This window comes from Nocardia spongicola (genome assembly GCF_047200775.1).
GTDB lineage: Bacteria > Actinomycetota > Actinomycetes > Mycobacteriales > Mycobacteriaceae > Nocardia.
On the sequence record NZ_JBJZOO010000003.1, the window covers coordinates 338196 to 362791 of the forward strand.

Consider the following 24596-nt stretch of genomic DNA (forward strand, 5'->3'; position numbering starts at 1 on the left):
GCGTTCACGGACGCAGTGTGGTGACCTCGTCGGGCTCATGTCAGTACTCCACTTCCTGCGAGCGTTTGCGGATCGTGGTGACCTCATCACGCTGATTTCCGGTGGGGCCGTGGTAGTTCAGCGCGAAGGATTGCTGCGCGTAACCACCGATCAAATGGGAGGGTTTGATCATGATGCGGGTGAGCGCGTTGTGGATGCCGCCGCGCTTGCCACGGCCCTTGGTGCTCGCGTCGAGGCCCTCGATGCGCGGCACGTCCACCGCGCGGTCTTGGGCGTGGTACATGAACACCGTGCCCTCCGGCATCCGGTGGCTGACGATCGCGCGGGCGACCACGATACCGTTGCGGTTGATCGCCTCGATCCAATCGTTGTCGGCAACCCCGATCTTCGCTGCGTCCCGGTCGGACATCCAGATCGTCTGTCCGCCGCGCGAGAGCGTCAGCATATGCAGGTTGTCCTGGTAGGCGGAGTGGATCGACCACTTCGAGTGTGGTGTCAGGTAGCGCACGGTGACGCCTCTATCGCCGACTTCGCCGATCGCGGGCTCGCGGAACAACGCGGTCATATCCAAGGGTGGCCGGAAGATCGGTAACTGTTCACCGAGCTCGATCATCCAGTCGTGATCGAGGTAGAAATGCTGCCTGCCGGTGAGGGTGTGCCAGGGCTTGAGCCGTTCGGTGTTGATGGTGAACGGTGAGTATCGGCGCCCGCCGGTCTCGCTGCCCGACCATTCCGGCGAGGTGATCACCGGCACCGGGCGGGCCTGGGTATCGGCGAAGGAAACGCGTTTGCCTTCGTGTTCGGCGGCCAGATCGGCCAGCTGGGTCCCGGTGCGGCGTTCCAGTGCGTGGAAACCTTCCACCGCGAGCCTGCCATTGGTGGTACCCGACAATGCCAGGATCGCCTCGGCCGCATGGGTGTCCTTGGCCAGCGACGGACGCCCCTGCGCCACCCCGGAGACCACCGTGCCGTTCACCGCGGCGAGGTGTTCGACCTCCTGATCGGGGTGGGTGGTGATGCCCTTGGTGGTGACACCGAGCGTGTCGATCAGCGGCCCGAGCGCGGCCATCTTCTCCGCGATCTTCGGATAGTCGCGTTCGACGACCACCAGCTTGGGCATGGTCTTGCCCGGAATGGGCTCGCACTCACCGGCTTTCCAGTCCAGCACTCGCCCGCCTGCCTGCGCGGTCGCGTCCGGTGAGTCGTGCTGCAGTGGTACGGCCACGATATCGGTGCGTTTGCCCAGATGTTTGTCGGCCATCCAGGAGAAACCGCGCGCGATCCGGTGGAAGGCGTCGAAATCGGTTTTGGCTTCCCATGGCGGGGAGATGGCGGGCGAGAAGGCGTGCACGAACGGGTGCATATCGGTGGAGGAGAGATCGTGTTTCTCGTACCAGGTGGCGGCGGGCAGCACGATATCGGAGAACAGGGTGGTGCTGGTCATCCGGAAGTCCAGTGACAGCAGCAGATCCAGTTTGCCGGTGGCGGCGGTCTCCCGCCAGGTCAGCTCCTGTGGCCGCACGCCGGTGGCCTCGTCGGTCTGCAGGTTGGCGTCGGCGCCGAGCAGGTGACGGTGGAAGTACTCATTGCCCTTACCGGAGGAGCCGAGCAGGTTCGCCCGCCATACGGTCAGGCAGCGCGGGAAGTTCTCCGGTGCGTCCGGGTCCTCGCAGGCGAACCGCAGCTGCTCGGACTTCAATCCGTCCACCACGTGTTCGGCCGCGCTCTTACCCGCGGCCTGCGCCTCATCGGCCAAGTCGAGCGGGTTGCGGTCGAAAGTGGGGTAGCTCGGCATCCAGCCCAGCCGGGTAGCCAACGCGATGTTGTCGGCGGCGGTGCGACCGGTGAATTTCCCCGCGCCGAGTGGCGAGGCGAACGACTCCGCGGTGAACGGGTCGTAGCGCCACTGATCATTGGCCAGATACCAGAACACCGTGCCCTGCATCTGCCGTGGCGGGCGTTGCCAGTCCAGCCCGAAGGCCAGCGTGGACCAGCCGGTGACCGGACGGCATTTCTCCTGTCCGACGTAATGCGCCCAGCCACCGCCGTTGACACCCTGACAGCCGGTGAGCAGGGTCAGGGTGAAGAACGCGCGGTAGATCTGATCGGAATGGAACCAGTGATTGGTGCCCGCGCCCATCAGGATCATCGACCGGCCACCGGAACGTTCGGCGTTATCGGCGAACTCCCGCGCGATGCGCGCGGCCTGCGCGGCAGGTACCCCGGTAATGGTTTCCTGCCAGGCCGGGGTGTAGGGCTCGGCCGCATCGTCGTAGCCGCTGGGCCAGGTTCCCGGCAATCCTTCGCGGCCGACGCCGTACTGGGCCAACAGCAGATCGAACACTGTGGTGACGCGTTTGCCCGCGACGGTCGTCGTCGGCACCCCGCGGGTGAGCACGCCGGGGGTGGCGCTGTCGAAGCGGGGAATCTGCACGGCCGCAGCATCGTTGGTGCGGCCGTGCAGAGTCAGCAGGGGATCGACGTCCCCGAGATCGAGGTTCCACCGTCCGGCGTTCGATTCGCCGAACCGATGGCCGAGCGAGCCGTCGGGCACCACCGGCTGCGCTTGGTCGTCCAACAGCACGGTCTGGAACTCCACGCCCTCGCCGGTATGGCCGAGGTCGGCCGCGGTGAGGAACTTGCCAGGCAGATACGTTCCGTCCCGTTCGTCCAGTGTGATCAGGAACGGCAGGTCGGTGAAGCGCTTGATGTAGTCGAGGAATCGCGGCGTCGCCCGATCGACGAAGAATTCCTTCAGCACCACATGCCCCATCGCCATGGCCAGCGCCGCATCGGTGCCAGGGCGCGCGGGCACCCATTCGTCGGCGAATTTGGTGTTGTCGGCGTAGTCGGGGGAGACAACAACCACCTTCTGGCCGCGGTAGCGGGCCTCGGTCATGTAATGCGCGTCCGGCGTCCTGGTCACCGGCACGTTCGAGCCCCACATGATGAGGTAACCCGCGTCGAACCAGTCCGCCGACTCCGGCACATCGGTCTGATCACCGAAGACCTGCGGTGAGGCCACCGGCAGATCGGCATACCAGTCGTAGAACGACAGCATCGAGCCACCGAGCAGCGAGATGAACCGGGCGCCCACGGCGTGGCTGACCATCGACATGGCCGGAATCGGGGAGAACCCGGCCACCCGGTCCGGACCGTACTGCTTGATCGTGTAGACATGCGCGGCGGCGGCGATCTCGGCCGCCTCCCACCACTCGGCGCGGACGAAACCGCCTTTACCGCGCGCGGCCTTGTAGCTGCGCGACTTCTGCGGGTCCTCCACGATCTCGCCCCAGGCCAGCACCGGATCCTTCAGCCGGGACTTGGCTTCGCGATACAGCTCCAGCAGCGTGCCGCGCACATACGGGTAGCGCACCCGGGCGGGCGAATAGGTGTACCAGGAGAAAGACGCGCCGCGGGGGCAGCCGCGCGGCTCGTACTCCGGCTTGTCCGCACCGACCGACGGGTAATCGGTCTGTTGCGACTCCCAGGTGATCACACCGTCCTTGACGTAGATCTTCCAGGAACACGATCCGGTGCAGTTCACCCCGTGCGTTGAGCGCACAACCTTATCGTGCGACCAGCGGTCCCGATAGAACTCGTCGGCGCTGCGACCACCGACTTTGTGCAGTGTGCGGTGGTCGGCCGACGCTTCGCCCCGGTGGAAGTATTTCCCCAGCCGCAGGAGCGCGTCCCCGGCTTCGGTGGTCGCGGTGGAGGGTGTGTGACCCTGGGTACGCGAATCAACCACGACGTCCCCTTCGAGCTGTATGAATTGTGCTGATATTCCGACTGTAAGGAGACGTCCGCGCACGACCAAACGAATCCCTCACAGCCCATTCGGATGAGTGGTGAGTTGTGAGATCGGCGCAATCTGGTGGTCACGCTCGCGCAGCGTTTTCGGGGCTTGCGATGGGCAACGGTCCGGGAGGATATGCGCTGACCTGGTAGAAAGCGGATCGAGTAGTGTGGTCGGCCATCGTGCCGGTGATGCTTTGGAAACGGCCGATTCTTTCGTGCTTTACATTTGTTAACACAGTTGAGCTCCTTTCCCGCGGCCGCATCCGACGTGAGATGGGCGGTCGCAGGCAGGTGGAGCCGACGGCCGCGATGCTCCACCCGAGCACCCGTGAACATGGTTGTGCCGGACCGGTGCTCGGATATCATGCCCGGCCGGAATTTGCCTCCATCGAGGTGCGCATCCGTAGAATCACCGAAACGCACAGCGCGGCGGAAGTGCGCTGTGCTCCGGCTTACGAATCCAGGTGATGCCAAGCGCTCCGGAAGGCTTGTATACGCATCATGTGCACTGCGAGGTGAACATGACCTTGTCGAATCGGCGTGCGGTGAGGTCATCGGGCTGAATCAAGTAGTAGAGCAACCCATCGTGTCGCTCGTAGTAGAAGCTTGCGAGCAGTACCCACTCTCCGTCCTCGTCGAAGGAACCTCGCAACGCGGGATCGGTCAGCCCATTCGCCACGGCCTCGGCGACTTCTTCTTCAACGGGGTCCTGCATGCTAGCCGGGATACCTGCAAGCTGTCCCGCATCCGGCTCAGCCACCGAGAAGGGGTCGACGAGGGCCTTGTATATGCTCGCCGTATCTTCATAGCGACATGGCACTTCATACATTGTCTGAATGACTTCGGCGACCAGTCCACACGGTTCGTAGATTTCGAGACCATCTGGCGCAGGCCGGGACTCGACGACCTCGTCGGCGCCGACGTAAATTACGCGGAAACCGTCCGGATAGGCAGGGTTACCCGGCCGCGGCAGAACGAACTGCCCGAGCCTTTCATCATCGAAATGGAAGAACAGTAGTGTGCCCTCGGTCGGATACCCCAACTTCGCTGCGGTATCAGGGAGTGCGGCGCAGTCTACGCGGGCAACGAAATGCAGTGGTTGGACCCCGTATCCGATCTGGTCACTGCCGTCCCAGACCGGCCACTCGACGCCGAGCGGCAGTTCGGGAACGCCACCGGTCTGACCAACCAGCGGACCGTCGTGCCGATCGGCATCGTGGAGCGCTATCGCGTACTCAGCTGACGACCGCCACCTGTCGAAAGATTCCGGATAAGCAACACTGCTTCGCAAACTCTCGGCGAAGACATCGATATCGAGCGAACCAGGGAGATAGACCATGTCGCGCAGATTACGGAGCCCCTCTGACATCCAGTGGGCTTGGATGCCTCGCACCATCGCCCGAATCGACCGCGGCATCAGACAAGTTCAACGATGGCAGCATGAAGCGACCTCATGATAGACGGAGGCAGGAGCGAGTCCCCGGCTTCGGTGGTCGCAGTGGCGGGTGTGTGACCCTGGGTAAGCGAATCAACCACGACGTCCCCTTCGAGCTGTGTGAATTGGGCTGATATTTCGACTGTAAAGAGGGGTGTGGCCGGCCGAACGAATCCCGTGCGGCCTATGCGGACACGCGGTGAGCTATGAGATCGACGCAATGTGGTGGTCACGCTCGCAGGGCGTTTCCGGGCTCGTGATACGAGATGGCCGGAGAGGGTATGCGCTGAACTGGGCGAAAGCCGGTGAAGTGAGCGGTTCGATGCTGACTCGGCATCTCAGACCACATCGGTCGCACACTGCCAGGCGGTGTCGGATTTACGCAGTCCCTCGGGAGGTATGTGGGTGGTACCATATATGGCATGGTCAAGACAACCGTGTATCTCTCCGATGAGCTGGAGGTCCGACTCGATGCGGAGGCTGCGGCAACTGGGGTGAGCAAGGCGGAACTCATCCGCCGCGGTATCGCCATGCTGCTGGATGCATCCGAACGCCCCCGCAACGACGCGCCGCTGCCCGTCTTCCACAGCGGGCGCTCGCGCAGTGCCGACGAGTTGCGTGAGGACGTCTACCAGCAGATCAAGCAGCGATCGGCACGTCGATGATCATCGTCGCCGACACTTCGGCGCTCTTCGCGGCATTCGATGCCGACCAAGACGAACACGAACAGACACTGCGCGTGATGGAGCGCGAAACCCTGGTCATATCGCCGCTGGTGTTGACGGAGCTGGACCACCTGACCCACCGCGACCTCGGCTTCACCGCGGCGATGCAGATCACCGATGCGCTACTGGGTCGGGCCATCGACGGCCGCTATCGGCTTGCCGAACTGAAGCACGTCGACCTGTCCACAGCGCAATCGGTCCGAGCCAAGTACGAAGGGCTGCGACTCGACCTCGCCGATGCGGTCGGTATCGCGCTCGCCGACAAATACAAGACCGACTGTATCTTCACCCTCGACCAGCGCGACTTCCGTGCCATCGAACCACTGACACCCGGATTCCGATCGTTTCGGATCCTGCCCGCCGACATGTAGTACCCGGACACCGGGTCAACTGAACCTTCTCGTGCTTATGACGTGCCAGACAACCATCGTCGAGCGCGGCTGGATGCGGACTTTTCGCGCCGTCGTGTTCCGCGTTTCGGGTCGAACCAGCCCGGCAAGGGTTCTCGCGCGGCTATCCAGGATTGTGGTACTCCGGTGAGCGGGCCTGCGCCGGTATAGGCGGCGACGATTCCGCCGGCGATAGCGCTCGTGGTGTCGATATCTCCATCCGCCGCAATACATGTGGTGATTGCCGCCGGGTAGTTGTCCAGATATTCGGCCGCGACCCACAGTGTGAACGGTACTGTGTTCTGCGCGGTGATCAGCGATCCGTTGCCGAGTTCTGCCGCTGCTCTCTGCGCGGAGGCATATACATCTATGTGGCAGGCATCCAGAACTCCGGCGAATCTGGGTGATGCCAAGCGCTCCGGAAGGCTCGTATACGCATCATGTGCACTGCCAGGTGAACATGACCTTGTCGAATCGGCGTGCGGTGAGGTCATCGGGCTGAATCAAGTAGTAGAGCAACCCAAAGTGTCGCTCGTAGTAGAAGCTTGCGAGCAGTACCCACTCTTCGTCCTCGTCGAAGGAACCCCGCAACGCGGGATCGGTCAGCCCATTCGCCACGGCCTCGGCGACTTCTTCTTCAACGGGGTCCTGCATGCTAGCCGGGATACCTGCAAGCTGTCCCGCATCCGGCTCAGCCACCGAGAAGGGGTCGACGAGGGCCTTGTATATGCTTTCGCTATCTTCATAGCGACATGGCACGCCATGCATTGTCTGAACGACTTCGGCGACCAGTCCTCTCGGTTCGTAGATTTCGAGACCATCCGGCGCAGGCCGGGATTCGACGATCTCGTCGGCTCCGACGTAAATTACACGGAAACCGTCCGGATAGGCAGGGTTACCCGGCCGCGGCTGCACGAACTGCCCGAGTCTTTCATCATCGAAATGGAAGAACAACAGTGTGCCCTCGGTTGGATACCCCAACTCGGCTGCGGTGGCGGGGAGTGCGGCGCAGTCTATGCGGGCAACGAAATGCAAGGGTTGGACCCCGTATCCGATCTGGTCACTGCCGTCCCAGACCGGCCACTCGACGCCGAGCGGCAGTTCAGGAACGCCACCGGTCTGACCAACCAGCGGACCGTCGTGCCGATCGGCATCGTGGAGCGCTATCGCGTACTCAGCTGACGACCGCCACCTGTCGAAAGATTCCGGATAAGCAACACTGCTCCGCAAACTCTCGGCGAAGACATCGATATCGAGCGAACCAGGGAGATAGACCATGTCGCGCAGATTACGGATCCCCTCTGACATCCAGTGGGCTTGGATGCCTCGCACCATCGCCCGAATCGACCGCGACATCAGACAAGTTCAACGACGGCAGCATGAAGCGACCTCATGATGGACGGAGGCAGAAGCGGCGGTCTGCGATGCAGGCGACTCCGGAGAGCTGAAATAGGTGGAGACCAGAGGCGAAGTCTCGATGGTGTCGTCATCGTCGATGGTGGTCACGTCCGCAGGGTGCTTCCGCGGCACGAGGGTCGGGGCAGATGTGTGATGACCTGGCAGACCGGTCGCGGACAAGTTGTCGAAAACTATCGCGTCGACAACGGTTGAGGGCGAATATCTTTCCCTGCATGAAATGGTTCTATCGCCGAAGCGTCACGGTGCATAGCCTGAAGCGGCCCAGGTCTTAGTGGGTTTCGATAAAGCGAGTATCAATGTGATGAAGGGGAAAATCAACATGACGATGTCGTATGTGATGTAATATGTGATGTAATATGTGATGTCGTATGTGATGTCGGGCAGCAGCAGAATGGAAGTCGACAGAATGTAGAGACTTACGCCTAATATCACCATCATGCGACCGGTGTGGTGTCGTCGAAGCAGAAGGATTGCACCTACCAGAAGCGTAACTATGGAAGAAATGTCCGATAGGTATATGATCAGTAAGGGGAAATGATCGGAGACATAGTAGGGATATTCCATCGAATCGATACCGTAGATCCATACCGGAGAATACGACCAGATGATGTGAAACGCACCGAATAGCGCGAGTATTCCGGTGATGATGGCATATGCGCCGTTCGATGCCGAGTGGTTGCCGACTATCGCTGGGGGAGTCGGCGGCGGCGTGGGCGGTAACGCGTCAGATGTGGGCTGTCGGTCGGATGTCGGGTCGATCATTATTTCCCCTGAAATTACCTGTGCCGCAGTGATTTCAGTGACACAGTGGTGATCATTCCACGCCGGCGGGCGTTTCGGCAACCTCGAAGAGATTCCCGAAGGATATGTTCCTGGCCCGGTTCGGCCTGGATCTCCGCGGAAACAGTTCTATGTATCGATCGAAAGTAGTGACGTCGACAATCAGAGATCGACGTCACTTGTGTTCAGGCTGTGCACCGATCAGCCGCGCACGAGCTTCCTCTGGTGTATCCCATACCGACTCCGATTCTCCCAACGATTGGACGCACGGTACCCGAGCAGTCCGACACCGAATGCTGTCGACGACGCCGTAGTCGAGAGGTCGAGCACACCGGCTTCTGCTTGCGGCCCTCATACCCGCGTAACTGCCGATGAGCAGCGAGATCGACCGGCTGGTTGTGCTTATGACGTGCCGGACAATCATCGTTGGATGCGGTGGGATACGGACTTTTCGAGCTCGCGTCGCCGATATACTCCTGAACGGCCACTCCCGGCATGGGCGCTACATCATGGATAGTCGCCGCTGCTATCGCCATGGAGTGGTCCCACACCGCGTTCGCGTCCGAGGTCACCCTGGTTCAGGAGGCGATGTATGAGACTCGTTCCTTCGTTCCGGCGGCTCGGCTCGCCGGTGCTGGTCTGCTTGGTGGTCGCGGTGCTCGCGGCCTGCGGGGACGGCCCGGATCGGCCGGTTGCCGATGAGCGTGCTTTCGTATCGATCACCGATGTCGATCCCACGATCATCGTCGATGCCAGGTACTACGGTGACCACAATTTCATCGGTTCCCGTATTGCGGGATATGAGGCGCCGAAGTGCCTGCTGACTCGGCAGGCGGCGGCGGCCTTGGCGAGGGTGCAACAGGAATTGCGCCCGATGGATCTCACTCTGAAGACCTACGACTGCTACCGCCCGCAGCGTGCCGTCGATGAATTCGTCGCATGGGCGAAGGATCTCGGTGATGTGCGGATGAAAGCGGAGTTCTATCCGAATGTCGACAAGGCGGATCTGTTCCGCGATGGTTACATCGCCGCGAAGTCGAGTCACAGCAGGGGCAGTACGGTGGATCTGGCTATCGTCGCGTTGCCCGCCGCCGAGTCCGAGCGGTACCAGGAAGGGGAACCGCTGCGTGCCTGCTTCTTACCCGCGGAGCAGCGATTCCGTGATAGCGCTCTCGATTTCGGTACCGGCTTCGACTGTTTCGACCCCTTGGCGCACACCGCCAACCCGGCCGTGGGTGGTACCCAGCGTGCCCTGCGTGCACTGTTGACGGAAGTGATGAGCGAGCACGGTTTCGCCAATCTCGCCGAGGAGTGGTGGCATTTCACCCTGCGGCAGGAGCCCTTTGCGGACACCTACTTCGACTTCCCGGTGCGCTGAATCGCACCATGGCCGAAATCACGCCCGGTGTCGCGCTGTCTCGGCGCAGCAGGCCCGGTATCGGTGTGGGTTTCGACCGACTGCGGCCGCCGGTCCGGGAAGAGGTGGACCGGCGGCCGCAGGGGCGCAGATCAGCTACTGGTTACGGCGGTCCTGCTCGCCGCGCCGGTCGGGCATCTCCGATTTATCGCCCCGACGGCCTCCGGAATTCGCGCCTTGGGCGAGTCCTTGCTCCTGGCGCTGTTGCTGCTGCTGCCTCGGCATCTGCTTCGGCGTTTTTTTAGGCGCTTTCTTCGACTTTTCAGCCATCTCCACGCGGTCCTTTCCGGGGGATTGATATTCGCCTAACGAAACACACGATAGCGATCGATTGTGGCTTGCGGTAGCGGAAATCAAAAAGATGGACAGCAGTGATTGTTTTTCGTTTTCCGGTTGGTGGGGTTTTCTTGCTGTTTCTCGCAGCTGAATTACGCGGTTCGGGCTGGAGGGTAATTTTCTCTTCATCTGTCCGGTATTTTCGGGAGTTTTGTTCCGGACTACTGATGCCGGGGTGTGGCGGTGGTCAATGGTGCAGCGGGAGGAATTCGACGAGTGCGTCGTCCGCGGCCCCTGGCGGGACGATGACCAAGCCATCGCGATCGATCAATCCACCGAGGTGTGCGGTACGGATGGCCGGGTCGCCGATCCAGCCGCCCTCGGCGGTGGCGCGTGCGGGGACGATGCGGGGCACCTCGCCGCTGATCTCCGCGGCATTGCGCAGCGGTCCGCGCAGCGGCTGCCGGAGGGGTGCGCCGGTGCGGCCCGCGACGATCGCGGGTGCCAGGGCCATAAGCGTCGCGGTCGTGGCGAACGGGTTGCCGGGAAGTCCGAATACCGTAGTGCCGGAAGGAAGTTCGGCGACGATGGTGGATCCGCCTGGGCGTAGGCGCAGGCGCGGCACCAGTATCGTGGCCTGTGCGCGGTGCACCGCGGCGCGGAGTTGATCGGCTGCCCCGCTGCCGGTGGCGCCGATGATCACCAGCAGATCGCAGTCCGTCGCGGCGGCCAGGACTTCGTCGAAACCGTGCGGGGTGTCGCGTAGGTGCACCCGGTCGGTGGTGTGGATGCCGTACCAGGACAGCAGTGTGGGCAGGATAGGGCCGAGTGAATCGCGGGTCTGGCCCTCCTGGAGTGGTCCTTCGCCGCGGATCTCGTCGCCGGTCATGACGATGCGGGCGCGGACGGGGCCACGCACCGATGCCGTGGTGACCTCCACGCTCGCGGCCGCAGAGATCAGCGCTGGAGTGACCGGAGTGCCCTCCGGTGCGATGAGATCGCCTGCGTGCCGGTCTTCACCGCGGCGGCGGATATCCGTGCGTGGTGGGGTGTCCGGCAGACAGGTGAGGGTTTCGCCGGTGCGGTGGGTGAACTCGTCGCGCAGCACCCTGGTGGTGCCGTCCGGAACATGTGCGCCGGTGGCGATCCGCACCGCCTCGCCGGACAGCAGCCCTACCGGTCGCCGCCCGCCCGCGAAGCCGATATCGCGGCGCAGCCGCCATGGTCCTTCGCCCGCGACCGCGTAGCCGTCCATCGCGGATACATCGAAACGGGGCAGTGCGGCGGAGGCACGCAGTGCGTCAGCGAGTGTCGCTCCAGGAACCGAGCGAAGGTCGGCCGAATAGGCGGTCAATCGGGAGAGGTTGCCGCACAGAATATTTCGTGCTTCCGCTAGATCGAGTGGGGAGATACGTTGTGATGCGGTGACCGCGGCTTCGGCTTGGCGCAGCTGTTCCTCGGTGTCACAGTCGCCGACCCCGCGCAGCGGGATGATCGCGGCATGGGCAGGCACCAGAGCTTTCATCGGTTGATTGATCGGCGAGTCGAGCTCGGCCAGTGCCGCCGCCAGCGCGGAGCGGCGCCACACACCGATCAGGTACTGCGGACGACCCGATTCGTCGGCCGCGAAGACCGCGTCCGCTCCGGATTCGGTCTCGTGCCGGATGAGTTCGGCGATGGCGTGTCCGGACAGAAACGGCAGGTCGGCGGCAAGCACCACGACCAGAGGTGCGGCGGGGCCGAGCGCGCGTAGTCCCGCGTCGATCGCCGCCACCGGACCCGAGCCCGGCGGCACCTCCCTGACTTGGATGATCTCCGGCGCCAGCTCAGGGCGGTGGGGGCCGACCACCGCGATACGGGTGCAGGAGGCAACCGCGGCGAGCGCCACCTCGAGCATGGAACGGCCGCCGATGACGATCGCGGGTTTGTCCACGCCACCCATCCGGCTGGCCCGGCCGCCCGCGAGCACGATCGCGACGGTGGCCGTCACGCGTTACAACCTGAAGCTGGGTATCCCACGGCGGACATGGTAATTCGTCACCGCCCGCGGGCGGTGCAGCCATCGGTGCGAGTCAGGCGTTCGTCCAGAAGCGGGCGGGTGGCCGCAGCCGGAACTCGTTGTCTTCCGGGTCGGCGAGTATCAGGTCGGTGTCATAGCCGGGTGTCGGGGTGTCCTTGCCGATTGTCGTGGCGCCCGCGGTATGCAACCGGGCCACCTCAGCGGCGCGGTCATCGGTCGGAAACGCGGCGAGATCCAGGTGCAGCCTGGTGTAGCCGGATCCGGCCTCTGGGGTGTGCACGAACTCCAGCCAGGAGCCGAGCCCGGTCGGTGCGCGGAGTCCGGTCAGCCGGGTGCCACGGTAGGCGAGCGGCCATCCGGTGGCGACCGACCAGAATTCCGCGAGCCGCGTCGGGTCGCGCGTGTCGACCACGATGGCCGCGAGGGCGCCGGTGTCCACGTACTCCTCCCGTGGCTCTAGCACGCAGAATTCGTTGCCCTCCGGGTCGGCGAGCACGGTCCATGGCACCGCGCCCTGGCCGATATCCACCCGGCGCGCGCCCAGCGCCAATGCTCGATCCACCTGGGTGTGCTGATGATCGAGCGAGCGGGTGGCCAGATCGAGGTGCAGGCGGTTCTTCCCGGTCTTGGCTCGCACCGTGGGCAGAAAGGCGAGGGCGAGTTCGGGACCGTCCGCATCGGGCGCCGCGATATCCACTTCGTCGGGTCGATCGAGCGTCACAGTCCAGCCGAGCAGCTCGGCCCAGAAATCCGCGACCAGCCGTGGCCGATCGGCATCGAACGCGATACATGCCAAGCGGGTAGGCATGGATCAACGGTACTGCCCGCCTGGCTGTCACGGGGCTCTTTCGGCGAGCGGTACCGCACGGGTCTATGTCGCGGGGAGCGGGAAACGTGCGGTGCGCAGGTCGACGCGTCCGTTCCGGATCGGCACGCCTTCCGCGGTGAGCAGGGCCAATTGGCGTTGTGCCAGGTGCGCGGCGGGTCTGCCGTTTGCGCCGAGCACCCGATGCCAGGGCAGGTCGGCCGCGTCGGTGCGCATGATCCAGCCCACTGTGCGCGGTGTGGACAGGCCCACGGCCGTGGCGATATCACCATAGGTGGCCACCCGGCCGCGAGGGATCGCGGCCACCAGTGCGCGCACCTGTTCGATCTGGGCGTCGGTGGTCGGCATCGGCACTACAGCATCGAGCGCACGAGTTCGCCGGTTTCGTCCGGATATGTCTGGGCGACCATGTGATCACAATCCCATTCGAGTACGGTCAAGTTGGCGCCCAGGTGCTCGGTGAGCGCCGCGCGGAACTCCGGTGTGACGTAGGGCGGGTCGACCCGCATCGCCTGGACCAGCACGGTGGTCAGCTCGGCTGGCGGAAGCACCCAGTGGCGGGCCAGCTGGCCCCAGTACGAGTTGATCGCGGGCAGACTCATCCGCCACCCGAAGCGCCCGTCCGCGGTTGGCATCAGATGTTCGGCCAGTTCGGCGTCGAGCAGGTGTGGCTTCACATCGCCCCAGCCGGTTTCCAGCTTGTCGCTTCTGGCCTCTTCTATGCTGTCGTAATCGGCCGAGATCAGCGCTGACAGTGCTATCTCGTTGAGCCATTCCGGGTCGAGCGCGACAGCGGGTTCGAGCAGGATGAGCCGCCGCACCAGTTCGGGATGATGGTGGGCCAGGTGCAGTGCGCAGGTGCCACCGAAGGAATGCGCCACCACCACCACCGGTTCGTCGGTTTCGGCGGCGAGCAGTTCGATCAGGTCGGTGACGATGGTCTCGAAATTCCATGGCGGCAGCCCGGTCGAGCGACCGTGCCCGCGCAGGTCGGGCGCGAGTACGCGGATCTCGGGCAGATACCGGGTGGCCAGGTTTTCCCAGTGTTTGCCGTGGCCGGTCACCCCGTGCAGAGCGAGCACCACCGGTCCGGTTGCCGGGCCGAACCGATGCACGTGTAAAGCAGACATCGGTCCATTGTGGTGGGAATCCGCCGTCTGGTCGCGCGGAGGACGTGGCGGGTGTCGGTCATATCTGTTGCAATAGCCCGCGTGGTGCGATCGGATAGCGCGGTGCGACTTGTGCGCCGGACGGTGCGGGCGCCCCGGCCACGTGCCTGGGGGGCCGATGTTCGCGCGCTGGTGGATGCCCCGGCCGAGCCGGAACCGCCGCACCGAGGGTGGCGGCCCTGGCAGGTGCTCGGCGGACCAGGTACTGGTAAGACGACCCTGCTCGTCGATATCGCCGCAGGCCGTATCGCGGCCGGGGCCGATCCGGAATCGGTGCTGGTGCTGACCCATTCGAAGCAGGCGGCGGGTGCGTTGCGCGACGCCATCACCGCGCGGTTGAGCGGATCGGAGCCAGGGGCCGAGGGTGGTGTGCCCGGCGCCACCAGGGAGCCCTTGGTGCGCACAGTGCACTCCTACGCTTTTTCCGTGCTGCGCAGACACGCCTCGGCGCACGGCAATCCACCACCACGTTTGCTGACCGGCGCCGAGCAGGACGCGGTACTGCGCGAGATGCTGCGTGGTGATCTGGCCGACATCGCCGAGGGCGCGGAGGAATTGTGGCCGCAGCGACTGTGGCCCGCGCTCGCGCTCGGTGGATTCGCCGAGCAGTTACGCGACCTCATGCTGCGCGCCACCGAGCGTGGTATCGGCCCGGAGGATCTGGTGCGGCTCGGTCATGAGCACGCCACACCGGAGTGGGTGGCGGCGGGTGGTTTCGCCCTCCGCTATGAGCAGCTGATGCTGCTGCGCTGGTCGGTCGGGGTCGAGGCACCGGAGGCGACGGCGCCCGCACTGGATGCGGCCGAACTGATCGGTGCCGCGTTGGACGCGCTGGCCGCCGACAGGGAACTGTTGGCGGGTGAACGCGCCAGGATCAGGTATCTGCTGGTCGATGACGCTCAGCACCTCGATCCACAGGCGGCGTTGCTGGTCCGGGTACTCGGGCGCGGCGCGCGGACCACAGTGATCGCGGGCGATCCGGATCAGGCCGTCTTCACTTTCCGTGGCGCGGACGCACGGTTCGTCGCCGAGCTCGACGCACCTGCCGGGCAGCGCATTGTGCTGCGGGAGAACCATCGGCTCAGCGGTCAGGTGCAGGTAGCGGTCGCGCGGATCGCCGCGCGGCTGCCCGGCGCCGCACCGCAGCGTTTTCCGGCACCCGATCCGGTGGTGCCGCCGGGCAGTGATACCGCGAGCAGTGATATCGAGGAGCGGGGCGGTGCCGAGGTGCGGGTCAGGGTGCTGGCTACACCTGCGAAGGAAGCCGCGCTCATCGCCGATCATCTGCGCCGCGCACACCTCACTGCGGGGGTGCCGTGGTCGCGGATGGCTGTGCTGGTCCGCTCGGTGCCGCTGTCGTCAGCGCCGCTGCGCCGCGCTCTGCTTGCGGCGGGTGTGCCGATGCAGCAACCCGTCCTCGATACTCCGCTGGCGCGCAGACGTGGTGCGGCCTGGTTGTTGTTGTCCTTGCGTGCGGTACTGGCAGGCGAGGCGGCGCGGCGTGGCGTAGAACCGGAGTTCGAGCCGCAGGACGCCCTCGACCTGCTGACCGGGCCGCTCGGCGGTGCGGACCAGATCACGATGCGCAGACTGCAGCGTGGCATTCGGCGTGCGGCATTCGAGTCCGCACGCGCCGAGACCGACCAGGATGATCCCGCCGCGGATCGTGACGCGCAGGTGGATCGCCCTTCCGCGCTGGTGCTGCGCGATCTGTTGATCGGATCCGGTGATCCGGCGCTTCTGGACCGGCTCACCGAGGTCGAGGCCGCGCCGTTGCGCCGGGTACTCGGCGCGCTGGAGCGGGCGCGTAGGGCCCGCGGGCGTGGTGCGGGCCTGGAGGATGTGCTGTGGGCACTGTGGACCGGTTCTCGGCTGGAGCGGCGCTGGGTGGCCCAGTCGGAGCGCGGTGGGGCGGTCGGTATGCAGGCCGACCGCGATCTGGACGCGGTCGTCGGGCTGTTCGACGCGGCCGCGGGCTACGTCGATCGGCTACCGCACGCGAGTATCGAGGGTTTCGTCGAATACATGGTGCAGCAAGAGATTCCGTACCAGGAGGCGCCGCGCACCGCGCCGGTCGACGCGGTCACGCTGCTGAGCGCGCACGCTGCCGCGGGGCGGGAGTGGGATGTGGTCGCCGTCGCCGCCGTCCAAGAGGGAATCTGGCCCGACCTACGGGCGCGTGGCACGTTGCTGCATACCGAGGACTTGGTCGACCTCATCGCAGGTGTGTCCGATACCGGGGAGCGGGTGAGTCGCGCCGCGCCGATTCTCGCCGAGGAGCGCAGGCTGTTGCTTATCGCGTGTAGCCGGGCCAGGCGCTCGCTGTTGGTGACCGCCGTGGAGTCGGTTTCCGGTGAACGGGATCTGGTGCCCTCGCGTTTTCTCACCGAACTGCTCGGACACGGTGGCGACAGCGAGGACGGTGCCCTCCCTGTGGTCGATCCGGGCCGTGCCCTGGTGCCGCACTCTTTGGTGGCGGAATTGCGTGGTGTGGTCTGCGATCCCGATGCGGGTTCGGAACGCAGGCACCGGGCCGCGCGGCAGCTGGCCCGGCTGGCGCATGCGGGCATACGCGGCGCCGACCCCGAGGAGTGGTACGGCATCGCGGGCCTCAGCTCGCAGCGATCGTTGTGGACCGACGACGACAATGCGATCGCGCTGTCTCCCTCCACTGTCGAACTGCTGCGTACCTGCCCGTTGCGTTGGGCGTTGGAACGGCACGGAGGTACCGACGGCGACAATCCGCACGCGGTCAAGGGCAATCTGGTGCATACCTTGGTGCAAGCGCTGGCAGGCAAGGTGCCAGAGGCACAGGTACGCGCCGCGTTGGCGCGCGCGTGGCGGACGGTGGATCCAGGCACCGGCTGGCATTCCAGGCAGGAGCTGCGGCGTACCGAGTCCATGTTGGAAACCTTTCTGGCCTGGGTGCGCAATACGCGCGCGGAACTCACCCAGGCCGGAGTCGAGGTGCCGGTCGATTGCCTGCTGCCCGCGCGTACGGAAGACGAACGCCCCGTGAGGATTCGGGGCCGGGTCGACCGGTTGGAGCGAGATGCGCACGGCCGCTTCGTGATCGTCGATGTGAAGACCGGTAAGTCGCCGGTCAGCAAACAGGCTGCTGTCGAGCATGCCCAGCTGGCGACTTATCAGGTCGCGGTGGCCATGGGGGTGCCTGATTCGGAGGGCGACTCCGTCACAACTGTCGAATCGGGCGCGTCCGCCGCAACCGGGATGGAGGGTGAACCCGGCGGGGCTCGATTGGTATACGTCGGCAAGCCGAGCAGAAGTGCGGGCGCGACCCAGCGTGAGCAGCCCCCCTTGGATGCTGAAGCGCTCGAGCAGTGGCGGGACACTATTCACCAGGCCGCCGCGGCGACCCGAGGGCCGAGCTATCTGGCCATGCGTAACGACGGGTGTCGCCACTGCGCGGTCGCGGGCAGCTGCCCGGTACAGGCAGGCGGGCGCCAGGTGACCGACGAGTGAGCGAGCCGACCGTGCCCGCCGTGCCCGCGGCGCCGTCGCGGCCTGCTGCCGGAGCATCGTTGTGAGTGGCGACCGGGTAACGCCACACCAGCTCGCGGAGGCGCTCGGCCTGCCGCCGCCCTCCGAGGAACAGGCTGCTGTCATCGCGGCTCCGGTGGGTCCGACGTTGGTGGTCGCGGGTGCCGGGGCTGGTAAGACCGAGACCATGGCCGCCAGGGTGGTGTGGATGGTCGCCAACCGCATCGTCCGGCCCGATGAGGTGCTCGGGCTGACCTTCACCCGGAAAGCCGCACAGCAGTTGACCGCTCGCATCCGCACCCGGCTCGCCCGGCTCGCGGGCGCGCCGCTACTGCGCGATCTCGACCCCACCGCGCAGCTGCGGGCGCAACTGACCAGTACGGAACCGGAGATCAGCACCTATCACTCCTACGCGGGCAGGCTGTTGACCGAACACGGTCTGTTGCTCCCGGTGGAACCCTCGGCGACACTGCTCACCCAGACCCAGCTCTGGCAGCTGGCGTATCAGGTGGTCCGGACCTGGGATGGCGATCTGGATACCGAACGCAGCCCGGTATCGGTGACCGAGGCGGTACTCGCGCTGTCCGCGCAGCTGGCCGAACATCTGGTGGAACCGGAGGAATTGGCCGAGGCACATACCGAGCTGGCGAAACTGGTGCACACATTGCCCGCGGGACCGCGCCAGCGCGGCGGTCCGAGCCAAGCATTGCAGAACATCGTGCGGGTGCAGCGGGAACGGGTGGCGTTGCTGCCGTTGGTGCAGCAGCTCACCGAGGCGCTGCGACGACGTGGCGCCCTCGATTTCGGTGCGCAGATGTCGCTGGCCGCGCGGCTGGCCGCCGATCACCCCGAGGTCGCCGTTGCCGAGCGCGGTCGTTTCCGGTTGGTCCTGCTCGATGAATATCAGGACACCGGTCATGCGCAGCGGGTACTGCTGGCCGCGCTGTTCGGTGGCGTGCCGCGGCAGGCGGCCGATCATCTGCCCGGCCTGTCGAATCCGGAGGCATCGGATGCGCCGCGGCGGCTCGCGGTGACAGCTGTCGGCGATCCGATGCAGTCGATCTACGGTTGGCGGGGTGCGTCGGCGGCGAATCTGCCCAGGTTCGCCACTGATTTTCCCAGCGCGCCCGGTGTTCAAGCGCCCACATTGGCGCTATTGACCAGCTGGCGTAATCCGCCGGAGGCGCTGGCGCTGGCGAATCTGGTCGCGGAGCCGTTGCGGCGCAAGGCGATCGATTCCGGTGGGGTGACCGTCGACGCATTGCGCGCCAAGCCCGGTGCCGAGCCGGGTGTGGTGGCATTGGCACTGACCGAGACCGTGGCGGCCGAACGTGAATGGGTGGCCGAGCGAATCGCCACGGAATGGGCGGCCAGGCACGCGGCACAGCAACAGCCGCCTACCTCGGCGGTGCTGGTGCGCCGCAATGCCGATGCCGCACCGCTCGCGGAAGCACTCCGCGCGCGGGGGTTGCCGGTGGAGATCGTCGGCCTCGGCGGTTTGCTCGCCACACCCGAAGTCGCCGATATCGTCGCCACTTTGCGGTTGATCGCCGATCCAGGGGCCGGTAGCGCCGCAATGCGGGTGCTGACCAGCGCACGCTGGCGGCTCGGTGTCGCCGATATCGCCGCGCTCGCCCGGCGGGCCAGGGAGTTGTCTATCCGGCGACCTCCCGCCGAGGGCTCGGCCGAGATGGGGGATGGCGCCGCCCTCGACGAGGCGCTGCGTGCGGTGGCGCCGGAACCGGCCGAACAAGCGGGTCTGGCCGATGCCGTCGCCGATCCCGGTCCGGCGACGCAATACTCGGTCACCGGGTTCGCTCGTATCGAGGCACTGGGGCGGGAGCTGGCCATGCTACGGGAACGCTCCGGGCAGCCACTGGTGGAGTTGATCGCCGATATCGAACGCACCATCGGCGTCGGGGTAGAGGCCCAGACCAGGCGAGCGGTGGCCGGGACCGGCGCCGGACGCGAACATCTGGACGCGTTCGCAGAGGTAGTGGCCGGGTATGCCGCGGAAACCGGTGCCTCATTGGGTGGGCTGCTCGCGTTCCTCGCTGCGGCGGAGCAGGTCGAGAACGGTTTGGAGCCGGGAGAAGTGGAGGTTGCCAGAGATCGCGTGCAGGTGCTGACCGTGCACGCGGCGAAAGGCCTGGAATGGGAGATCGTCGCGGTTCCCCATGTGGTGGCAGGGGTGTTCCCGTCCAAGGCCGGTTCCGGCACCTGGTTGGGCGCACTCGCCGAGCTGCCGACCGCATTACGCGGGGACCGCAGGCAGGACGACGCCGCCGACGGTGTCCCGGTGCTCGACTGCACCGAGTTGTACGACCGCGCGGATCTCGACCGGGCGATCAGCGAGCACAGAGAAGCGCTGGAACGCAGGCGGATGGATGAGGAGCGCCGCCTGTTCTATGTCGCGCTCACCAGAACCGAACGGGTACTGCTGGTTTCGGCGCATCACTGGGCGGAAACCGGCAGTACGCCACGGGGACCTTCGGATTTCCTTCTGGAGTTGAAACATGCCGCCGAATCAGGCAGCGGCGCGCACGACGTTCTGGTAGTCGAATCCTGGGCCGATCCACCCGCGCTCGATGCGGTCAACCCTTTCACCGGTAACCCGGACAGTGCGCAGTGGCCGCGCGATCCGCTCGGCGCCCGGCGCGAACCGGTCGAACAAGGCGCCGCGCTGGTCCGCGCGGCTCTTGCCGATCTGCGTTCCCGCCAGGACGCCACTGTGCACCGAGGTGCGGATACACCGACCGCCGCCGCAGCGGTGCACGGCATCCGAGGAAAGGAGGGCGACGCGGAGGATCGAGACGAACCGGCTTGCCCCAGCCCCGACACCCGGTTCGACGAGGCATCTCTGCCGGAGATAGTGGAGGAACCCCCGCCGGATCTGCTGGAGGAACCCCCGCCGGATCTGCTCGAGGATCTTCCTCCGGACCCACTGGACGGCTTCGTCGATATGTCTGCTGACGGCTTCACCGAGACGACCTCCGACAGCTTCTCGGCATACGACTACGCCGACCCGTATGCGGATATCGATCTCGATGACCGCGTGATACAGGAGTATCTGTCGGCTGATGAGCCGCTCCGCACGGCAACCGGTTTCGCCGCACCCCCACCGGAGGAGGAATACCAGCCGGAACACCGCGACCACGCACCCGACCAGGAAGATCCGGAAGGTTGGGCCGCCGATGTGGATGCCTTGCTGGTCGAGCGCACCGCGACCGTTGCCGCTGCCGCGCAGGTCGAGCTGCCCAGCCTGATCGCGGCGACAGCGCTGGTCGAATTGCGCGCCGACCCAGGCAAACTCGCCGCCCGCTTGCGTCGTCCGCTGCCCTACCCGCCCAATCCACTGGCACGGCGCGGTACGGCGTTCCACGCCTGGGTGCAGCGGTGGTTCGGTTCCACCAGCCTGCTCGGGCTGGACGAACTACCAGGGGCGGCCGACGGTGGTTCGGCCGAGACAGGCGCCGATGCGGAACTGACCGCACTGCAGGAGGCTTTTCTGCGTTCGCCATGGGCCGCCCGCAGCCCGCTCGAGGTCGAGATCTCTTTCGAGACCTCGCTCGCGGGCACCGTGATCCGGGGGCGGATGGATGCGGTGTTCGCCGCACCGGACGGCGGCTGGATCGTGGTCGACTGGAAGACCGGTGCCGAGCCGAGCCAGGCCGATGAGCCTGTGGTGGCCATGCAACTGGCCGTCTACCGGGTGGCTTGGGCCCGGTTGCTGGCCGCGCGTACAGGCAGACCAGAGGAGGAGATATTGCCCCGTGTCGGCGCCGCGTTCCACTATGTGCGTACCGGCCGCACCATCGCGCCGCCGCGGCTGGCAGGTCCGGCGGAACTGGCCGAGCTGATCAGGAACGCCGCGCCCGCCGGCTCACCGCAAGGGCCTGGGTGATCAGCGGGATCTGCAACGGCAGCCGCAGTATCGAGCCGACCTTGTAAAGGCGCGGTGCCTTCTCGCTGCTCAGGGTGTCCACAGTGAACTGGATATTGGCCGGGAACACCGCGAGGAATAACCAAGCGGCCAGACGGCCGCCGATGCCGCGGGTCTGTGGTATCGCCAAGGCGGCGGCGATACCGAGTTCGGCCACGCCGGAGGCGTAGGTATAGTCGCGGGCGCGTCCGGGCAGTATGCGTGGCACAAGCGAGTCGAAGGGTTCGGGCCGCGCGAAATGCAGCACTCCGCTACCGAACAGCAAGGTGGCGAGAGCAAGGGCTTGGCGTCTGCCGGTATCGCGCGCGGGTGTCAGCGTATTTTCTGCCATGAGGAACCCTTACACCCACCCGGTAATGATGGCGAGGTCGGGTGCGGCGCGGGAACCGAGTAGGCTCCCGTGCTGTGCCGGAAGGACGAGGTGTACCGGAGATGACCGACACGAGCAACAGTACGGCAGGTGTGTCCGGTGCTCAGTGATCGCACACGCGGTCTCGGGCTGAGCGGTCGTCCGCATTTCGCCCTCGGCGGTGTGGTGCGCATTCCGGAAGCTCAGACCAGCCCGTGGATTTCGTTGACCAGGCGGGTGCTGTTCGCGATAGCGCTCCTGATTCTGGCCGCGTGCGTGGTGTACATCGGCCGCAGTGGCTACCGCGACTCCACAGGCGGCGATCTGTCGTTCCTCGACGCGTTGTACTACGCGACGGTGTCGTTGTCGACCACGGGCTACGGTGATATCCATCCGGTGACCACCGAAGCGCGTTTGGTGAACACCCTCCTCATCACCCCCCTGCGCATCCTCTTCCTCATCGTTCTCGTCGGAACCACGCTCAGCGTGCTGACGGAGCGGTCCCGGCAGGCTTTCAAGATTCAGCGATGGAGGCATAGCGTGCGCGATCACACCGTGGTCATCGGATATGGAACGAAGGGAAAGACCGCGATCGACGCCATGATCGGCGACGGCGTACAGCCCGCCGATATCGTCGTGGTCGACACCGATGCCATCGCCCTCGAGGCGGCCACGAACGCCGGGTTGGTCACCGTGCAGGGCTCGGCCACCCAGTCCGACGTGTTACGGCTGGCGAGCGTGCAGAACGCCTCTTCGATCGTGGTGGCCACCAACCGCGACGATACCGCCGTGCTGGTCACCCTGACCGCCCGCGAGCTGAACCAGGCCGCCAAGATCGTCGTCGCGATCAGGGAGGCGGAGAACACCCACCTGGTGCGGCAGTCCGGTGCGGACTCGGTGGTCGTCTCCTCGGAGACCGCGGGCCGCTTGCTCGGCATCGCGACGACCACGCCGACCGTCGTGGAGATGATGGAGGATCTACTTACGCCGGAACAGGGTTTCGCCGTTGCCGAACGCAATGTGGAGCAGGCCGAGATCGGCGGCTCGCCACGGCATCTCAGCGATATCGTGCTCGGCGTGGTGCGCGGCGGAGTACTGGTCCGGGTCGGTGATCCTTCGGTGGACGCGATCGAAGCCGGCGACAAACTGCTCTACATCCGCCGTTCTGGTAAGTGATACCGCTGCGGGCCCGGCAGTAACGCGGTCGCGATACTCTCGAACTGTGTCGGCATTTCAGCTCAATGGTGTTCCGCTGCTGTCCCGCTCCGTCATCGACCGGGCCGAGGAGATCCGGCGTGACGAACAGGCACTGCGGGCGGGCTGGGGCACCGCGAAGCTGTTACGGATCAACCGGCGCGGGCAGGTGCGCTTCGATAACGGCGCCCTGGTGCTGGACGTGGCAGTCGAACTATCCGTCGAGCCGAGCCGGGACGCGGTCTTCCTCGGTATCGAGGAGGGCGTGCATGTGTGGGCGGTGCGTGATCCGGACTTACAGGGCAAGCTCACCGATCTGCGGATGTTGGCGAGCAGCAGTATCGATGACCGCACCGCCGGTCTGCTCTCCGCCGCGTTCGCGCTGCTGAACTGGCACGATAAGGCCGCGTTCAACAGCGTGGACGGAACGGTGACCACGGTATCCAAGGCGGGGTGGTCGCGGGTCACCGAGAATGGCCACGAGGAATTCCCTCGGATCGATCCCGCGGTGATCTGTCTGATCCACGATGGTGGCGATCGTGCGCTGCTCGCGCGTCAGCACAGCTGGCCGAAGTCGTTGTTCTCCCTGCTCGCCGGATTCGTCGAAGCGGGCGAATCACTGGAGCGCTGTGTCGAACGTGAGATGCGCGAGGAGGTCGGTCTCGATGTGCGCGAGATCAGCTATCTCGGCAGCCAACCGTGGCCGTTTCCGCGCTCGTTGATGCTCGGCTTCGCCGCGGTCGCCGATCCGGCCCAGCCGCTGGTCTTCTCCGATGGCGAGATCGCCGAAGCAGGTTGGTTCACCCGCGCCGAGGTGCGTGCGGCCTTGGCGGTGGGCGACTGGTCGGCACGGGATGAGCGCACCCGGCTGTTGTTGCCTGGTTCGATCTCGATCGCACGCACCATTGTCGAATCCTGGGCCGCAGCGGGGTGAGCACCCGTTGCCGCGGCCCACGTGCACCAGTCGATCAGGACAGGCCTGCGAGGGTCTGCTTGATCGTGACCAGTGACGGATTCGTCGCGGTCGAACCGTCGGCGAATTTCACCGTCGGCACGACGTGGTTGCCCCCGTTCACACTGCCGACGAAGTCGGCCGACGCGGGATCTTGTTCGATATCGATTTCGATATAGCTGATACCTGCCTCGTCCAGTTGTTTCTTCAGCCTGCGGCAGTAGCCACACCAGGTGGTCGAGTACATCGTCACAGCGGGGTTGGTTTCCGTCACGGATCATGCAACGCAGGACAACCGATTACTGTTCCGATCCGTCCGTTTTCCGTGGGTATGTGTACCAGGTCTGTGGTCGAGACCTCGCGGCCGATGGTGCCGGACCCGGTGTCCGGGTGCGGTGTC

The 24596-nt window shown here is 65.4% G+C and carries 20 protein-coding genes; 7 read left to right on the forward strand and 13 right to left on the reverse strand.

Annotated features, from left to right (window positions below; genetic code table 11):
• Positions 1–40 precede the first annotated feature (40 nt).
• Together ACL02S_RS09435 and ACL02S_RS09440 are read right to left on the reverse strand one after the other, a co-directional pair.
• Positions 41–3751 carry a nitrate reductase subunit alpha gene (locus ACL02S_RS09435; protein WP_412801935.1) on the reverse strand — a complete coding sequence of 1237 codons (3711 nt, stop codon included), beginning with the start codon at positions 3749–3751 and terminating at the stop codon, positions 41–43.
• A 549-nt stretch (positions 3752–4300) separates the two neighbouring features.
• On the reverse strand, positions 4301–5170 hold the full coding sequence (locus ACL02S_RS09440; RefSeq protein ID WP_412801936.1) for a DUF1963 domain-containing protein: 870 nt from the start codon (positions 5168–5170) through the stop codon (positions 4301–4303).
• Between the two features lie 488 nt (positions 5171–5658).
• Here ACL02S_RS09440 and ACL02S_RS09445 point away from each other — a divergent pair, with 488 nt between their 5' ends.
• On the forward strand, positions 5659–5901 hold the full coding sequence (locus ACL02S_RS09445) for a ribbon-helix-helix protein, CopG family (protein WP_412801937.1): 243 nt from the start codon (positions 5659–5661) through the stop codon (positions 5899–5901).
• Entirely contained in the window at positions 5898–6332 is a 435-nt protein-coding gene (locus tag ACL02S_RS09450) for a type II toxin-antitoxin system VapC family toxin (protein WP_412801938.1), read from the forward strand. The genes ACL02S_RS09445 and ACL02S_RS09450 overlap by 4 nt, the downstream gene beginning before the upstream one ends.
• Positions 6333–6367: 35 nt before the next feature.
• On the opposite strand, the gene ACL02S_RS09455 is transcribed toward ACL02S_RS09450, so the two are convergent.
• The 4 genes from ACL02S_RS09455 to ACL02S_RS09470 all read right to left on the reverse strand — a co-directional run bounded on the left by ACL02S_RS09455 (position 6368) and on the right by ACL02S_RS09470 (position 8531).
• Positions 6368–6844 (reverse strand): ADP-ribosylglycohydrolase family protein, encoded by a 477-nt coding sequence (locus ACL02S_RS09455; protein WP_412801939.1) that lies wholly within the window; start codon positions 6842–6844, stop codon positions 6368–6370.
• Complete coding sequence (locus ACL02S_RS09460) at positions 6789–7685, reverse strand: DUF1963 domain-containing protein (protein ID WP_412801940.1); 897 nt, start codon at positions 7683–7685, stop codon at positions 6789–6791. The genes ACL02S_RS09455 and ACL02S_RS09460 overlap by 56 nt, the downstream gene beginning before the upstream one ends.
• 30 nt (positions 7686–7715) lie before the next feature.
• Positions 7716–7856: a hypothetical protein gene (locus tag ACL02S_RS09465; protein WP_412801941.1), complete on the reverse strand. Its 141-nt coding sequence runs from the start codon at positions 7854–7856 to the stop codon at positions 7716–7718.
• A gap of 150 nt (positions 7857–8006) precedes the next feature.
• Positions 8007–8531 (reverse strand): hypothetical protein, encoded by a 525-nt coding sequence (locus ACL02S_RS09470; protein WP_412801942.1) that lies wholly within the window; start codon positions 8529–8531, stop codon positions 8007–8009.
• A gap of 610 nt (positions 8532–9141) precedes the next feature.
• On the opposite strand from ACL02S_RS09470, the gene ACL02S_RS09475 reads away from it, so the two are divergent.
• Positions 9142–9927, forward strand: a complete 786-nt coding sequence (locus ACL02S_RS09475; RefSeq protein ID WP_412801943.1) for a M15 family metallopeptidase — start codon at positions 9142–9144, stop codon at positions 9925–9927.
• Between the two features lie 135 nt (positions 9928–10062).
• Here ACL02S_RS09475 and ACL02S_RS09480 read toward each other — a convergent pair whose 3' ends face one another.
• From ACL02S_RS09480 to ACL02S_RS09500, 5 genes are all read right to left on the reverse strand, one after another.
• On the reverse strand, positions 10063–10431 hold the full coding sequence (locus ACL02S_RS09480; protein WP_412801944.1) for a hypothetical protein: 369 nt from the start codon (positions 10429–10431) through the stop codon (positions 10063–10065).
• A 58-nt stretch (positions 10432–10489) separates the two neighbouring features.
• A complete protein-coding gene (locus ACL02S_RS09485; RefSeq protein ID WP_412801945.1) occupies positions 10490–12232 on the reverse strand; it encodes an NTP transferase domain-containing protein in 1743 nt (580 codons plus the stop codon).
• 82 nt (positions 12233–12314) lie between these two features.
• Entirely contained in the window at positions 12315–13070 is a 756-nt protein-coding gene (locus tag ACL02S_RS09490; RefSeq protein ID WP_412801946.1) for a VOC family protein, read from the reverse strand.
• Positions 13071–13133: 63 nt separating this feature from the next.
• Positions 13134–13436 carry an MGMT family protein gene (locus tag ACL02S_RS09495; RefSeq protein ID WP_412801947.1) on the reverse strand — a complete coding sequence of 101 codons (303 nt, stop codon included), beginning with the start codon at positions 13434–13436 and terminating at the stop codon, positions 13134–13136.
• A gap of 5 nt (positions 13437–13441) precedes the next feature.
• Positions 13442–14218, reverse strand: coding sequence for an alpha/beta hydrolase (locus ACL02S_RS09500; RefSeq protein WP_412801948.1), 777 nt, complete (start codon positions 14216–14218; stop codon positions 13442–13444).
• Between the two features lie 60 nt (positions 14219–14278).
• On the opposite strand from ACL02S_RS09500, the gene ACL02S_RS09505 reads away from it, so the two are divergent.
• Positions 14279–17740 (forward strand): ATP-dependent helicase, encoded by a 3462-nt coding sequence (locus tag ACL02S_RS09505; RefSeq protein ID WP_412802095.1) that lies wholly within the window; start codon positions 14279–14281, stop codon positions 17738–17740.
• 61 nt (positions 17741–17801) lie between these two features.
• The gene (locus ACL02S_RS09510; protein WP_412801949.1) at positions 17802–21662 is read left to right on the forward strand and encodes an ATP-dependent helicase; all 3861 of its coding nucleotides are present in this window, start codon (positions 17802–17804) and stop codon (positions 21660–21662) included.
• Here the strand turns inward: ACL02S_RS09510 and ACL02S_RS09515 are convergent.
• On the reverse strand, positions 21619–22032 hold the full coding sequence (locus ACL02S_RS09515; protein ID WP_412801950.1) for a DoxX family protein: 414 nt from the start codon (positions 22030–22032) through the stop codon (positions 21619–21621). The two genes, ACL02S_RS09510 and ACL02S_RS09515, sit on opposite strands and share 44 nt — an antisense overlap.
• 138 nt (positions 22033–22170) lie before the next feature.
• On the opposite strand from ACL02S_RS09515, the gene ACL02S_RS09520 reads away from it, so the two are divergent.
• Together ACL02S_RS09520 and nudC are read left to right on the forward strand one after the other, a co-directional pair.
• Positions 22171–23226 carry a potassium channel family protein gene (locus tag ACL02S_RS09520; RefSeq protein WP_412801951.1) on the forward strand — a complete coding sequence of 352 codons (1056 nt, stop codon included), beginning with the start codon at positions 22171–22173 and terminating at the stop codon, positions 23224–23226.
• Positions 23227–23272: 46 nt separating this feature from the next.
• The gene (nudC, locus tag ACL02S_RS09525) at positions 23273–24178 is read left to right on the forward strand and encodes an NAD(+) diphosphatase (protein WP_412801952.1); all 906 of its coding nucleotides are present in this window, start codon (positions 23273–23275) and stop codon (positions 24176–24178) included.
• Between the two features lie 34 nt (positions 24179–24212).
• On the opposite strand, the gene ACL02S_RS09530 is transcribed toward nudC, so the two are convergent.
• Entirely contained in the window at positions 24213–24443 is a 231-nt protein-coding gene (locus ACL02S_RS09530) for a mycoredoxin (protein ID WP_412802096.1), read from the reverse strand.
• Between the last annotated feature and the right edge of the window lie 153 nt (positions 24444–24596).

Coding starts and splice junctions, on each gene's coding strand:
- ACL02S_RS09440 (WP_412801936.1), bottom strand. CDS start 5,170: ATGTCAGAGGGGCTCCGTAATCTGCGCGACATGGTCTATCTCCCTGGT.
- ACL02S_RS09445 (WP_412801937.1), top strand. CDS start 5,659: ATGGTCAAGACAACCGTGTATCTCTCCGATGAGCTGGAGGTCCGACTC.
- ACL02S_RS09450 (WP_412801938.1), top strand. CDS start 5,898: ATGATCATCGTCGCCGACACTTCGGCGCTCTTCGCGGCATTCGATGCC.
- ACL02S_RS09455 (WP_412801939.1), bottom strand. CDS start 6,844: ATGACCTCACCGCACGCCGATTCGACAAGGTCATGTTCACCTGGCAGT.
- ACL02S_RS09460 (WP_412801940.1), bottom strand. CDS start 7,685: ATGGTGCGAGGCATCCAAGCCCACTGGATGTCAGAGGGGATCCGTAAT.
- ACL02S_RS09470 (WP_412801942.1), bottom strand. CDS start 8,531: ATGATCGACCCGACATCCGACCGACAGCCCACATCTGACGCGTTACCG.
- ACL02S_RS09475 (WP_412801943.1), top strand. CDS start 9,142: ATGAGACTCGTTCCTTCGTTCCGGCGGCTCGGCTCGCCGGTGCTGGTC.
- ACL02S_RS09480 (WP_412801944.1), bottom strand. CDS start 10,431: ATGAAGAGAAAATTACCCTCCAGCCCGAACCGCGTAATTCAGCTGCGA.
- ACL02S_RS09490 (WP_412801946.1), bottom strand. CDS start 13,070: ATGCCTACCCGCTTGGCATGTATCGCGTTCGATGCCGATCGGCCACGG.
- ACL02S_RS09495 (WP_412801947.1), bottom strand. CDS start 13,436: ATGCCGACCACCGACGCCCAGATCGAACAGGTGCGCGCACTGGTGGCC.
- ACL02S_RS09500 (WP_412801948.1), bottom strand. CDS start 14,218: ATGTCTGCTTTACACGTGCATCGGTTCGGCCCGGCAACCGGACCGGTG.
- ACL02S_RS09515 (WP_412801950.1), bottom strand. CDS start 22,032: ATGGCAGAAAATACGCTGACACCCGCGCGCGATACCGGCAGACGCCAA.
- ACL02S_RS09530 (WP_412802096.1), bottom strand. CDS start 24,443: ATGTACTCGACCACCTGGTGTGGCTACTGCCGCAGGCTGAAGAAACAA.